Annotated in this window: 12 protein-coding genes; 6 read left to right on the forward strand and 6 right to left on the reverse strand. The window is 68.5% G+C overall.

Annotated elements, in window-relative coordinates; translation table 11 throughout:
* The first annotated feature begins 4 nt into the window (after positions 1-4).
* Complete coding sequence (locus tag ACFWAY_RS33195) at positions 5-847, forward strand: DUF427 domain-containing protein (protein WP_378513532.1); 843 nt, start codon at positions 5-7, stop codon at positions 845-847.
* Here ACFWAY_RS33195 and ACFWAY_RS33200 read toward each other — a convergent pair.
* Together ACFWAY_RS33200 and ACFWAY_RS33205 are read right to left on the reverse strand one after the other, a co-directional pair.
* The gene (locus ACFWAY_RS33200) at positions 844-2,079 is read right to left on the reverse strand and encodes a low temperature requirement protein A (RefSeq protein ID WP_378513563.1); all 1,236 of its coding nucleotides are present in this window, start codon (positions 2,077-2,079) and stop codon (positions 844-846) included. The two genes, ACFWAY_RS33195 and ACFWAY_RS33200, sit on opposite strands and share 4 nt — an antisense overlap.
* A 69-nt stretch (positions 2,080-2,148) precedes the next feature.
* Positions 2,149-2,964: an alpha/beta fold hydrolase gene (locus ACFWAY_RS33205; protein ID WP_378451701.1), complete on the reverse strand. Its 816-nt coding sequence runs from the start codon at positions 2,962-2,964 to the stop codon at positions 2,149-2,151.
* 229 nt (positions 2,965-3,193) lie between these two features.
* Between ACFWAY_RS33205 and ACFWAY_RS33210 the strand changes: the two genes are divergently transcribed.
* Complete coding sequence (locus tag ACFWAY_RS33210; protein WP_378513533.1) at positions 3,194-3,979, forward strand: SDR family oxidoreductase; 786 nt, start codon at positions 3,194-3,196, stop codon at positions 3,977-3,979.
* A 9-nt stretch (positions 3,980-3,988) separates the two neighbouring features.
* Here the strand turns inward: ACFWAY_RS33210 and ACFWAY_RS33215 are convergent, their stop codons facing one another.
* From ACFWAY_RS33215 to ACFWAY_RS33225, 3 genes are read right to left on the reverse strand one after another with little or no spacing between them, the layout of a single operon-like run.
* Entirely contained in the window at positions 3,989-4,780 is a 792-nt protein-coding gene (locus ACFWAY_RS33215) for an SDR family NAD(P)-dependent oxidoreductase (RefSeq protein WP_378451699.1), read from the reverse strand.
* A gap of 22 nt (positions 4,781-4,802) precedes the next feature.
* Positions 4,803-5,057: a hypothetical protein gene (locus tag ACFWAY_RS33220; RefSeq protein ID WP_378513534.1), complete on the reverse strand. Its 255-nt coding sequence runs from the start codon at positions 5,055-5,057 to the stop codon at positions 4,803-4,805.
* Entirely contained in the window at positions 5,035-6,198 is a 1,164-nt protein-coding gene (locus ACFWAY_RS33225; RefSeq protein ID WP_378513535.1) for a Rieske 2Fe-2S domain-containing protein, read from the reverse strand. Before ACFWAY_RS33225 ends, ACFWAY_RS33220 begins: the two co-directional genes overlap by 23 nt.
* A 167-nt stretch (positions 6,199-6,365) precedes the next feature.
* On the opposite strand from ACFWAY_RS33225, the gene hsaA reads away from it, so the two are divergent.
* Positions 6,366-7,532, forward strand: coding sequence for a 3-hydroxy-9,10-secoandrosta-1,3,5(10)-triene-9,17-dione monooxygenase oxygenase subunit (hsaA, locus tag ACFWAY_RS33230; protein ID WP_378513536.1), 1,167 nt, complete (start codon positions 6,366-6,368; stop codon positions 7,530-7,532).
* Here hsaA and ACFWAY_RS33235 read toward each other — a convergent pair whose 3' ends face one another.
* Entirely contained in the window at positions 7,533-9,071 is a 1,539-nt protein-coding gene (locus ACFWAY_RS33235; protein WP_378451695.1) for an FAD-dependent oxidoreductase, read from the reverse strand.
* A 186-nt stretch (positions 9,072-9,257) separates the two neighbouring features.
* Here ACFWAY_RS33235 and ACFWAY_RS33240 point away from each other — a divergent pair, with 186 nt between their 5' ends.
* From ACFWAY_RS33240 to ACFWAY_RS33250, 3 genes are all read left to right on the forward strand, one after another.
* A complete protein-coding gene (locus tag ACFWAY_RS33240) occupies positions 9,258-9,869 on the forward strand; it encodes a TetR family transcriptional regulator (protein WP_181450479.1) in 612 nt (203 codons plus the stop codon).
* Between the two features lie 182 nt (positions 9,870-10,051).
* Positions 10,052-11,215 (forward strand): steroid 3-ketoacyl-CoA thiolase, encoded by a 1,164-nt coding sequence (locus ACFWAY_RS33245; protein WP_378513564.1) that lies wholly within the window; start codon positions 10,052-10,054, stop codon positions 11,213-11,215.
* A 26-nt stretch (positions 11,216-11,241) separates the two neighbouring features.
* Positions 11,242-13,470, forward strand: a complete 2,229-nt coding sequence (locus ACFWAY_RS33250) for an acyl-CoA dehydrogenase (RefSeq protein ID WP_378513537.1) — start codon at positions 11,242-11,244, stop codon at positions 13,468-13,470.
* The last annotated feature ends 5 nt before the right edge of the window (positions 13,471-13,475 follow it).

The raw sequence follows: 13,475 nt of genomic DNA on the forward strand, positions 1-13,475 counted from the left end.
AACCATGGGCCTGCGACTGCGCGACACCATCGGACGTCAGCTACGCGAGCTTCGCTACGAGCCGACGGCGAAGCGGATCCGTGCCGTGCTGAACGGGATCACGGTGGTCGACAGTGACCGTGCGGTCCTGGTCTGGGAACCGCGGCGCGTCGTTCCCGCGTATGCGGTGCCTGCGGAGGACATCGACGCGGAGTTGTCGCCGGAGCCAACGGGTTCGGTGCCGGCGGAGGGAACCGGCGATGTCGGCTTCGCCCTGCCGGACGTGACGACGATGCCGGTACTCGATCCGCGGGTGCCGTTCTCGGTGCACAGCACGGAGGGCGAACCCGTCGCGATCCGTACCGCCGGCGTTGGGGACGCGCTGGGGTTCCGGCCCGGCGACGAGGACCTGACCGGGTACGTGGTTCTCGATTTCGACGGCTTCGACCGCTGGCTGGAGGAGGACGACGAGATCGTGGGCCATCCGCACGACCCGTTCCAGCGCATCGACGTCCGCCGCACGTCCCGCCACATCCGGGTGATGCTGGGCGACACCCTCCTCGCCGACACGCGGCGGGCGAAAATGCTGTTCGAAACACTGCTTCCGGTCCGCTTCTACCTGCCGCCCGACGACGTCGTCGCGGAACTGCAACCGAGTGCGACGACGTCGTACTGCGCCTACAAGGGCATGGCCGCCTACCGGTCCGCGGTCACCGCCGGCGGAGTGCTCCACGACATCGCGTGGCGCTACGACGAGCCCCTCGTCGACGCGTCGGAAGTTCGGGGACTCGTGGCGTTCTTCGACGAGCGGCTCGATCTGGTCGTCGACGGTGTGGCCCGGTCGCGGCCGGTGACCCCCTGGTCCTAATACTCCTCGCGGGCACCGGGGTCGGCGCGCCCGAGCACGATCTCGAGCGCACGGGCCTCGTGCGCGTGCCCGAGCAATTCGTATCCGACGACCGTGACGACCGGTGCCAGCATCACCACGATCAGGCACCACGCCATCGACACGCCTTGCGCCGCCAGCACCAGTGCGAGCGCGATCGTGGCCGCGGTCAGGACGAGGAGCAGGATGTGGAACGGGTCGGGCACCCGCAGCAGATACGTGTACAGCAGGTACACGCCCGCGAGGAAGATCGCGACGGGCACGGCAACGGAGAGCACCGTCGCCGTCGCGCCGATGTGGGAGGCGTGTTCGATGTAATACGCCGCCACGTGTAGTCCGGCCCCCACCGCGGCCAGCGACGCGAAGAGCACGATGTGGCTGTAACCCCAGACGAACGACCGGCCGCGGTACACCTCGAGCACCTCGGCCGAGGGCAGGGTGTAGTAGACCCACCACAGTCCGAACGTGAGTCCGATGCCCGCCACCGCGACGAGCATCGCGTCCAGTGTCCAACCCTGGTGTTCGACCACGGCGGACAGCGATGCCACGGTGCCGATCACCCCCTCGCCGAGCGTGATGATGACGAGGAGGCCGTGACGCTCGACGATGTGGTGTGCGTGCCAGGGTGTTCCGCCCTTGTACCGTTCGGCGATGACGGGGCTGGTCAGCTCGACGAGAATGAGGATCGCGCCGAGGCCGAACGCGTACTCGACGGTGAGGGGCGCGATCAACAGGGCGACCCAGCCGATCTGCGCGAGGACGAGAGTCGTGACGTACGTCAGTGCCGCGGAACGGTGCTCGGGGTCGTGTTTGGCGGCGCGCAGCCATTGGAACACCATGGCGACGCGCATGACGATGTACCCGGACACCATCACGGAATTGTCGAGTTCGACTCCGCGGTCGATCGACGCGAACATCGGAGGCATGCCGAGCGCCAGGATGACGACGCCGATCATCTGGATCATGGTGGTGACCCGGTAGATCCAGTCGTCGGTGTCGTAGGCCGAAGCGAACCAGGAGAAGTTGATCCACGCCCAGATGATCGAGAACATCGCGAACGCGAATCCCGCCAGCCCGGCGGCGACGTGTCCTTCGGCGACGAGGTGCGCGAACTGATCGCCCGCGACTCCGAACGCGACGACGAACGTCAGGTCGAACAGCAGCTCCAACGGCGTTGCCGCACGGTGTTCCTCGTGCGGATCACGCCCGACCATCTTCTGGACGCGGTGGGCGAGGTTCCTGTTGTTCGGTGCCGGTTGTCCGGGCTCGTTCACGGCGGTCCGTTACGGAGTTCCCTGGTCTGCCTGCACCACGATGTCCGCGACCGCGGCGGGCTGGGACACCAGGACGGCGTGCGACGCGGGGATTTCCGTGATCTGGGCTCCCGCGCGCGTGGCCATGAACCGCTCCGCCGCCGCCGGAATCACGCGATCGTTCTGAGCGACCAGGGCCCAGCTGGGTGTCGACGCCCACGACGGATCGACGGTCGGCTCCAGGTTCCCGACGAGCGCCGCCGACTTCTGGTGCGCGATCATGTCCGCGACCGTGGCGTCCGAGACGTCCTGCGCGAACACCTCGTGGAAGCGGCCGGGATCGATGTAACCGTCGAGATTTCTTCCGGCGATTCCGGTGGGATCGTTCTCGACGACCTTCACCTGCAGCACCGGCGGGAGCAGCTGGCTGCCGGGGAACCGGATCGGGTCGAGGTTCAGCATGACCGGCTCGCCCTGCGCCGGCGCGAATGCCGCCACGTAGACGAGGGCCTCGACGTTCGGCGAATGCACATTGGTGATGACCGCGCCGCCGTACGAGTGACCGACGAGCACCACCGGTCCCGGGATGTCCGCGAGCACCTTCTCGATGGCGGCGGAGTCGTACGCCGGTCCGCGCAACGGGTTGTCCGGGACCACGACTTCATACCCTCGGCCGCGCAGTTCCGCGGCGACCGCATCCCAGCTCGTCGTGTCGGCGAACGCACCGTGGACCAGCACCACCGTCGGCAGATCCTGGGCGAGGGCCGGTCCGGCCCCCACGGTGAGCGTGCCGGCAGCCGCGATCGCGCACGCGGCAACGGCGGTTCGTAGTCGAAGAAGTCGCATCACTCGTCTCCCGAGTCAGGAAAGAACACAGTGGTTAGGGGTGAAGGGCCCTGCGCGCCAGATGTAGTCGTCCGACGAGAGACATCGCCGTACGAGAGCAACGCCGTGGCCTGGCCCTTCGTCGCTGAGATTACTCGCCTGCAACGCGGTCGGCATCATTTCGGCTAGCGTGACTGGAGGGGGACGCACCGCTCGTCTGTGCACGCTCCGTCGTCGTCAGGAGGAACCCGTGGATCTCGCGTTACGCGACACCGTCGCCGTGGTCACCGGAGCCAGCAAAGGCATCGGGCTCGCCGTCACCCGGGCGCTCGCCGCGGAAGGCGCGTTCGTGGTGGCGGGGGCGCGGTCGCCCGGCCCCGAACTGGAAGAACTCGTCCGCAGCGGAACGGTGGAGGCGGTGAGCGTCGACCTGTCGACCCCCACCGGCCCGGGCGAACTCGTCGCCGCCGCCACTGCTCGGGGCAGTCTCGGCGTCGTCGTCAACAACGTCGGCGCCGCCCACCCGAGACTGACCGGTTTCCTCGACGTGACCGATGAAGACTGGATCACGACGATGAATCTCAACCTGATGTCGGCGGTGCGGACGATCCGCGCCGCACTGCCCACGATGATCGCGGCGGGCCGGGGGAGCATCGTGACCACGAGTTCGGTCAACAGTTTCCTGCCCGACCCCACCGTCATCGACTACTGCGCATCCAAGGCCGCGCTCACCAACTTCTCGAAGGCTCTGTCGAAAGAGGTGGGACCGTTGGGCATTCGGGTGAACACCGTCAGTCCCGGTCCGGTGTCGACCGCCCTGTGGCTCGGCGACGACGGGGTCGCCGCCACGATCGCACGCACCGCAGGCGGCGACCCGGAGGCAGTGGCGGAGCGAGTCGCGAAGCAGGCGGTCACGGGCCGGTTCACCCGCCCGGACGGGGTGGCGGATCTCGTCGTGTTCCTCGCGAGCGACCGGGCGGGCAATGTGACGGGCTCCGACTTCGTGATCGACGGCGGACTCGTCACCACCCTCTGACGTCCGCGGCTACCGGCGGCCCAGAAGTTTCCGCATTCCCTCTGCTGCCCCGCGCACGAGTGCGTCGCGGGGGAAACCACTACGCGTCTGGGCCGCGTCGTAGTTGCCACCCGCTACCCAGACCGGGCCGTCGGCGAGGTGCGCGAGCCCCTCACGGGCAACGTCTTCGGGTTCGGCGACCTTCATCCCGGGAAGATCGAAGTTCAGGCCCGCCCGGACCATCGCCGGCGTGCGGGTGACGCCGAGGACCAGTTCGACCACGTGGACGCCGAACGGCGCGAGTTCGAGCCAGAGACTTTCCGCGAAGATCCGGCCGAACGCCTTGGATGCGGCGTAGATGCTCTGGTCTTCCGAACCCAGGTACCCGGCCAGCGAACCGACCAGCACGATGCCGCCCCGGCCGAGGTCCTTCATCCTCGCGCCGAAATGCTGCGAAAGGTGCAGCTGAGACGTGATGTTCAGGTCGATGACACGCTGGAAGCCGGCGAGGTCTCCGCTGACGAACTCGTGTCCGTAACTGTTGGCTCCGGCGTTGAAGATCAGCAACCCCACCTCGACGTCGTCGGTGGCCGCGCGGATCCGGTCGACGGCGTCCGGATCGAGGAGATCGAGCGTGAGTGTGCGCACCAGGACGCCGTGGGCGCGGACCTTGGCCGCGGTCTCCTCGAGCGGCCCAGGCTTGCGGGCGATCAGCACGAGGTTGATCCCCGCGCGGCCCAGTTCCCCGGCGAAACTCGCGCCCACACCCTCGGAGCCGCCTGCGATCACGGCCCACGGACCGTAGTGCTCGGTGTCGATCATGTTGTGTCCTTCTGTAAATCGTTCAGTGGGCGACGACAGGTGTCGGGACGGGGTCGGGATCGCGCACCGGGACGACGCCCGCCTCCGCGGCCCGGGTGATCGACGCCGTCAGCGCCGCGCATTCTTTCCGGGGAGCGCCGGGGCGTCCCGGCCCGGCGCTGCCGATCTCACGGCACCGGGCGCGGGCCGCGTCGTCCCACTGAACGGAAGTGTGTTCCCAGCTGTTCTTCTGGACCAGGACGCTCGCGCCGCACTCAGTGCACTGCAGCGGTTGCATCGGCTTCGCGCGCCTTTCGTGCGAGGTTCTCTTCGACTTCCCTCTTCCACGACTCGACCGGCCGGGTGGTGTCGAGTTCGAACTCGAACCGCTCGGTCATCTGCGGGGTCACCGCATCGACGTCGACGTAGAACTGCTCGTACCACCGTCGCAGCTGGTAAACCGGGCCGTCCTCCTCGCACAGCAGCGGATTCTCGATGCGCGTCTTGTTCTTCCAGATCTCGATGTCCTGCTCGAAACCCTTCGCGATGAACGTGCCGAAACTCTTCGCCATCTCGGTGGCCGTGTCGCCTTCGAGTTCCTTCGACTTCTTGACGATGATGCCGTACTGCAACACGAACCTGTCGGCACTGACGGGGTAGTGGCAGTTGATCAGCACGGAGTCGACGGCGTGCGTCTCGTAGCGGTACGTCAGGTCGTCGACCATGAACGACGGGCCGAAATACCTGGCATCCGAGCGGCTTCCGAGCATGCGGGGCTGACCCGACGCGTGCGGTCGCATGTCGTCGCGGGCCTGCCCGCGCATGAACTGGCTGGCGACGTGGCCCTCGAAGACGTTCTTGAAGTAGGTGGGGAACGAATAGTGCACATAGAAGAAGTGCGCCATGTCGACGATGTTGTCGACCACCTCGCGGCAGTTGGTGTCGACCGTGGTCCGGTACCAGACCCAGTCCGTCCACTCGTCGTCGAGTGCGCCTTCGATGTGGGGAATAGTGACGTCCGCGGGCGGCGGGTTGCCCTCCGGATCGTTCCACACGAACAACATCCCGTCCTGGTCGAGCGCGTGCCACGACCGGGTCCGGGCGAGCGGCGGAACGCGGCGCGCGTACGGAATCTTCTTGCACCGGCCGTTGCTTCCCCACCGCCAGTCGTGGAACGGGCACGCCACCTCGTCGCCCTTGACCGTGCCCTGGCTGAGATCGCCACCCATGTGCCGGCAATAGCCGTCGAGCACGGCGAGATCGCCCGCACTGTCGGCGAAGACGACGAGCTTGGTCCCGAACGCTTCGACGGAATGGGGCCTGCCGTCCCGGAATGCTTCGGACAATCCGATGCAGTGCCATCCACGGGCGAATCGGGTGGGCGCTGCGCCCGCGTCGATTTCGCGTACCTCGACTGTCTCGGACTGTTGGGTGGTCACGATGCGTCCCGTCCTCTCCTGGGCTTGTGCGGTGCCCTGCACGCTAAGTGAGCGTGGACGGCCCGCATCGCGTGGTCCCACTGGACGGGACCGGGCGGTGGGCCGGCGTTTCCCGTTGAGCGAGACGCCTGTCCACGCACGGGTGTGATCGCCCTACCCTCCGACAGATGACGAACGAGGTCCTGAGATCGGTCCGCGGCCTGCTGCCGATAATCGCGGAACGCGCGGACAAGGTCGACGAGTCGCGGCGGGTGTCCGAACAGGCGATCCGTGAGCTCGGCGACGCCGGATTGTTCAAGATGCTGCAGCCCAGGCGGTACGGCGGCACGGAATGTAACCCGGTGCACTTCTTCGAGGTGGTGCGCGCCGTGTCCGGTGTGTGCGGCTCGACGGGCTGGCTGGCGTCGGTGCTCGGGGTGCACCCGTGGCACCTGGCCCTGTTCGACGACCGGGCGCAGCGTGACGTGTGGGGCCACGACGATTCGGTGCTCGTGTCGTCCGCCTACGCGCCCGTCGGGCGGCTCGTCCCGGTCGAGGGCGGATACCGGCTGACGGGGGACTGGCATTTCTCCTCGGGCTGCGAGCATGCGTCGTGGGCGCTGCTCGGCGCGATGGTGGTCGGGACCGCGGGCCGCCCGGTCGATTTCATGACCGCGCTGGTGCCGCGGTCGGACTACCGCATTCACGACGTGTGGGACGTGGTGGGGATGCGCGGCACCGCCAGCAACGAGATCAGCGCCGAGGGCGTGTTCGTTCCCGACCACCGGATCAAGAGGAACTACGAGACGGCGCAACTGCGCGGACCCGGTCAGAAGGTGAACCGGGGACCGCTGTACCGGCTGCCGTTCGCGACGCTCTTCACGACCGCGGTGGCGGCCCCGGGAGTGGGTGTCGTCGCGGGTTGCTACGAACGCTATCTGACGGTCATGCGGGAACGCGTGCGGCTCAGCCTCGGTGGCGGCAGATTCGTCGACGACCAGTTTGCCCAGGTCGCGGTGGCCCGGGCTTCGTCCGAGATCGACGCCGCGATGCTGCAGATGGATCGCAACGTGCGTGAACTGTGGGAGCTGGCCGAGGCCGGTGAGGAACTCCCCATGAGTCTGCGCCTGCGGGTACGCCGCGATCAGGTTCGCGCCACCGAGCGAGCCCTCGACGCGATCGACCTGCTGTTCAAGACCGCCGGCGGGAGTTCGCTGTCGCGGGGCAACGCGATCGAACGGTCGTGGCGCGACGCCCACGCGGGCAGCGTGCACGTGGCCAACGAGCCCGAACGCGCCCTCGCCCTGTTCGGCAGGGGCGCGTTCGGTCTCCCGGTGGAGGACAACCTCGTGTAGTCAGCTCCGCATGTGCTGAACTGCCCGGTAGGAGAAGACCATTGCGGTGCCGAGCGGCACTCCGGGACCGGGATAGAACCGGCCGCTGAGCGATGCGCTGGTGTTGCCCGCCGCATACAGTCCGTCGATGGGTGTTCCGTCGGCGCGCAGGACCCGGGCGTCGGCGTCGGTCCGGACGCCGCCCTTGGTGCCGAGATCGCTGAGCACGATGCGGGCCGCGTGGAACGGGCCCTGCGACACCGGGCTCAGTGCCGGGTTGAGGGGAGCGTCCGCCCCCGTGCCCGGAGGGCAGAAGAAGTTGTCGTACGGGTCTTCTCCTCGGTGGAACGCCTCGTCGACGCCGTGCTTGGCGAAGTCGTTGAACTGTTCGACGGTGCGGCGCAGTGCGTCTGCGGGGACGTCGATCTTCTCCGCGAGTTCCTCGATCGTGTCGGCCGAGACCCAGGTGCCCGCCGCGTGATGCTTCTCGGCGGAGATGTTCGGAATGGAGATGGCAGGCAACACGGGCCCGCCCTCCTTTGAGTCGAACACGAGATACGAACTGCCGCTTCCGTGCTCGATCATCGCTCGACCGAACTGGTCGTACGGCAGCGACTCGTTGAGGTACCGCTCTCCGGACCTGTCGACGAGAATGCCGCCGCGCACGCCCACCATGAAAGCGCCCGAGCCGTCCGGAAGTTCGACCCCGGGGCACCACCACGCCTCGTCGAGGAGTGCGGTGTCCGCGCCGATCTCCACCGCCGCCCGCAGGAGGTCGCCGGTGTTCGCGCCGCGCGGGCCCATGCTCCAGTCCGCCTTGCCCGGCGTTCCGTTCTCGGTGCGCAGGGCCGCGTTGCCCTCGATCCCACCGGCCGCGAGCAGCACGCCGCGCGTCGCCCGGATCCGGACGGTCTCACCGGTTGCGTTCGTCGCCTCGACGCCGACGACTCGGCCGTCCTCGACGATCAGCGAGCGCGCGGCGGTCTCGGTGCGCAGTTCCGCGTGCCCGGTGCCGTGCAGAGCCATGAGAAGACGGCCGATCAGGGCGCGGCCGCCGTTCAGCGTTCCCTCCGGATGCGGTTCCCCGGCCCGGTCCACGTCGGCCTCGGGCCGGATGACCTCGCGCAGGTCCCCGATCTCGTCGCTCGGCAGGTCGAGCGGGTTGATCGCGCGACCGTAGTCCATCCGGCCGGGTGCCTTGTAGTAGTCGGGAAACGCGCGCCACTCGAACTCGATGTGGGGATCGCGTTCGAGAAGGTCGACGACCTCGGGCGCGGTGGCGACGTACGCCTCCTGACGGTCGATCTCCTCGTCGCCCACCACTGCGCGCAGGTACGTGCGCGCCTTGTCCGTGGAGTCGCCGATGCCGGCGCGCTCCTGCACGGCGGTGCCCGGCAGCCACACCGCGGCGCCCGAGTACGCGGACGTGCCGCCGAACAGTGGGGTCTTCTCGAGGACGAGGGTGCGCAAACCCTGCGAAGCGGCCGTGTATGCGCCGGTCAGCGCGCCGCCCCCCGAACCGACCACCAGCACGTCGCACTCGGTTGTCCAGTCCTGCATCGTCGTTTCCTCCGTTGATGGTCTGTGGGGAGACTGGCGGTCCAGTCGTGGGGTTCACGCAATCGCATCCGGGCGACCTGCGGCACCTGCGGTCCCACTCACCGGACGAAATTCGATGCTTTCCCGATCCAATGCGAGAATCGACACCGGATCCGGGGCTGTGTGCGGAGTGAAGGGGGATCGAGGGTGCCGAGAATCGCCGAAGTGCGGGACGCTGCCGAACCGAGTTCGGAGGAACAGCGGGCCCGCCACGTCCGCATGCTCGAGGCCGCCATCGAACTGGCCACCGAGAAGGAACTCGCCCGGGTCCAGATGCACGAGGTGGCCAAACGTGCCGGCGTCGCGATCGGGACGCTGTACCGGTACTTTCCGTCGAAGACGCATCTTTTCGTCGCGGTGATGGTCGACCAGATCGACCGGATGGGTGTCGGGTTCAAGAAGAGCGCACCCCCCGGCCAATCGCCGCAGGATGCGGTGTACAACGTGCTCGTCCGGGCCACCCGCGGTCTGCTACGCCGTCCCGCACTGTCCACCGCGATGATCCAGTCCACGAGCACCGCCAACGTCGCGTCCGTGCCGGACGCCGGGAAGGTCGACCGGGCATTCCGGCAGATCATGCTGGACGCCGCCGGGATCGAACACCCGACGGAGGAAGACCTCACAGCGCTGCGCCTGCTGGTGCAGCTGTGGTTCGGCGTCATCCAGTCCTGCCTCAACGGCCGGGTCTCGATTCCCGATGCCGAGTCCGACATCCGTAAGGCGTGTGACCTGCTGCTGGTCAACCTGTCGCACCGCTGACGGCTCGCCGGCTTCGGGTCGCCTCATCGTCGACCTCGAAGTGAAATTCATTCCTGACTCCTGAGCTGCGCCGAAAACTATTTCGCAAGGCAAAGGGCGTTGATGTCTCTTCAAACGTAGAATACATTTCAAAAATGAGCCGCGGACTCGTCCGCGAGCCAGAAGAACCCAAGGAGCGGAACATGGGCAACGGCGTCATCGTCGACGCGGCACGGACACCGATCGGGCGCCGGCGCGGGGCACTGTCCGGACTGCACCCCGCCGAACTACTCGGCGCCGCACAACGGGGTGTCCTCGAACGCGCCGGTGTCGCCCCGGCGGACATAGGCCAGATCGTCGGCGGATGCGTCACCCAGGCCGGTGAGCAGTCCAACAACGTGACCCGGCAGGCATGGCTGCACGCGGGACTGCCGTACGCGACGGCGGCCACGTCGCTCGACTGCGCCTGCGGATCGTCCCAGCAGGCCGTGCACGTCGTGGCGGGCCTCATCGCGTCCGGCCAGATCTCCGCCGGAATCGGGTGCGGCGTCGAGGCGATGAGCCGGGTGTTCCTCGGCCAGGCCGTCACACCGGAGACCGGCAACCCGTACCCCGACGACTGGTCGATCGACATGGGCGACCAGTTCACCTCCGCCCAGCGGATCGCCGACCTGCGCGGACTCGAGCGCGGCGACGTCGACGCGTTCGGCCTCGAGTCGCAACGACGCGCCGCCCAGGCCTGGGCGGAAGGACGGTTCGACCGCGAGATCGTTCCCGTCACCGCTCCCGTCGTGGACAAGTCCGGCACACCCACCGGTGAACTCGCGGTGGTCACCCGCGACGGGGGACTGCGGGAGACGACGGCGGAGGCCCTGTCGGCCCTGAAACCCGTGATCGACGGCCACATCCACACCGCGGGCAACTCGTCCCAGATCAGCGACGGCGCCGCCGCCGTCCTTCTCATGGACGAGGACCGTGCCCGCGAACTCGGGTTGCGGCCCCGCGCGAGGATCGTCGCGTCGGGCATGGTCGGCTCCGACCCGTACTACCACCTCGACGGGCCGATCGAGTCGACGCGGATGGTCCTGGGGCGCGCCGGAATGTCGTTGGGCGACATCGATCTCGTCGAGATCAACGAGGCGTTCGCGTCCGTCGTGCTGTCGTGGGCGCAGGTGCACGGGGCCGACATGTCGAAGGTGAACGTCAACGGCGGCGCCATCGCCCTCGGACATCCGGTGGGCTCCACCGGGGCGCGGCTGATCACGACCGCCCTGCACGAACTGGAGCGCTCCGGCAGCTCCACCGCGCTGGTCACGATGTGCGCCGGTGGCGCGCTGTCCACCGCAACCATCATCGAACGCATCTGACCCCCGAAACGATCGACGAGGCCGACATGACAATGGGATTGACCGAAGAAGAGCGCGACCTGCGCGACTCGGTGCGCGGCTGGGCCAAGCGGACCGTGACCCCGGCCGTGCTCCGGGAGGCCGTCGAGGCCAAGACGGAGCAACGACCGCTGTTCTGGAAGTCGTTGGCGGACCTGGGTGTACTGGGACTGCACCTGCCCGAGGACGTGGGCGGGGCGGGGTGTGGGCTGGTGGAACTGGCAGTGGTCACCGAGGAACTCGGCAGGGTCCTGCTGCCCGGTCCCTTCCTCCCGACCGTGCTGCTCGGCGCCGTCCTGCACGAGTCCGGGCGCACGGGTGAGCTCGCCGGGCTGGCCGACGGTTCGACCCTCGGCGCGGTGGCCCTGCAGCCGGGCTCGCTGCGTCTCGTCCGGGACGGCGCAGTGGTGACGCTGGACGGCGAGTCCGGGTACGTCCTCGGCGGGCAGGTGGCCGACCTGTTCCTGCTCGCGGCGACGGACGGCGACGAGACCGCGTTCGTGGCGCTCGCCCGCGACCGGCTCGAGGTGACCGACCTGCCCAGCCACGACGTGGTGCGCCGCAACGCGACCGCGACGGTGAACGGACTCGAGATCGCCGAAGCCGATGTCCTGCGGATCGATTCGCAGCGCGTTCGCGATTTGGCGGCCACCTTGTTCACCGCCGAGGCGTCGGGCGTCGCCGACTGGGCCGTGACCACCGCCGTCGACTACGCGAAGGTGCGCCAGCAGTTCGGCCGCCCCATCGGCCAGTTCCAGGGCGTGAAGCACCGGGTGGCCCGCATGCTCTGCCTCGCCGAGCAGGCCCGCGTGTGCGCGTGGGACGCGGCCCGTGCGATGAATCCCGGACGCAGTGCCAGGGCCGCGACGGCTGCGCCGCGCTGCAGTGCGGCGGAGGCGTCACTCGCGGCCGCGGTCGCCGGGGCCACCGCACCCGACGCAGCGTTCTCCGTCACGAAGGACTGCATCCAGGTGCTCGGGGGCATCGGCTACACCTGGGAACACGACGCCCACCTGTACCTGCGCCGGGCGCAGTCGCTGCGGATTCTGCTCGGGTCCACCGCATCGTGGCGGCGGCGCGTCGCCCGCGCGACCCTGGGCGGCACACGCCGGGCGCTCGGCATCGACCTGCCTCCGGACGCCGAGCACATCCGCGCCGACGTGCTCGCACAACTCGCGCCCGCCGCCGCACTGGACGAGGCGGAGCGCAGGAGCTATCTGGCCGAGAAGGGCTACACCGCACCGCACCTCCCGACGCCGTGGGGCAGGGGAGCTGGTGCCGTGGAACAACTCGTGATCGAGGAGGAACTGCACGCGGCCGGGCTGAATCCCCACGACATGATCATCGGCAACTGGGTGGTGCCCACGCTCATCGCGCACGGCAGCGAAGACCAGTTGCAGCGCTTCGTGCCCCCGTCGCTGCGCGGCGACCTCGTCTGGTGCCAGCTGTTCTCCGAACCCGGCGCCGGATCGGACCTCGCCGGCCTGACCACCAAGGCCACCAAGGTGGACGGCGGCTGGGTGCTGCAGGGGCAGAAGGTGTGGACGTCGATGGCCCGGGATGCGGACTGGGGCATCTGCCTCGCCCGCACGGACGGATCGGTGCCCAAACACCGGGGACTGTCGTACTTCCTGATCGACATGTCGGGCAGCGACGGTCTCGACATCCGGCCGCTGCGCGAGATCACCGGCGAGGCCCTGTTCAACGAGGTGTTCCTCGACGACGTGTTCGTCCCGGACGAACTCCTGGTGGGCGAACCGGGTGACGGCTGGAAGCTGGCCCGCACGACCCTCGCCAACGAGCGGGTGTCGCTGTCGCACGACTCCTCGCTGGGTTCCGGCGGCGAGGCTCTGCTGACCCTGGCCGGGGAACTGCCGGGTGGCCTCGACGACGAGCAGCTGACCGTGCTCGGCAAGGTGCTCTGCGACGCGCAGTCCGGCGGCCTGATGGGGCTGCGCACCACCCTGCGATCGATCGCGGGCGGGCAGCCCGGCGCCGAGTCGTCGGTCGCGAAACTGCTCGGTGTCGAACACATCCAGCAGGTGTGGGAGGTGGCGATGGACTGGGCCGGGCCGCGCGCCCTGCTGGGCGATCAGCCCCGCACGTCCGGCACGCAGATGTTCCTGAACGCGCAGTGCATGTCGATCGCGGGCGGCACCACCAACGTCCAGCTCAACATCATCGGCGAACGACTGCTGGGTCTGCCGCGTGACCCCGAGTCCGGCAAGGGAGCGTGACCTGA

The sequence above is a fragment of the Rhodococcus sp. NPDC059968 genome (assembly GCF_042738615.1).
Lineage (GTDB): Bacteria > Actinomycetota > Actinomycetes > Mycobacteriales > Mycobacteriaceae > Rhodococcus_F.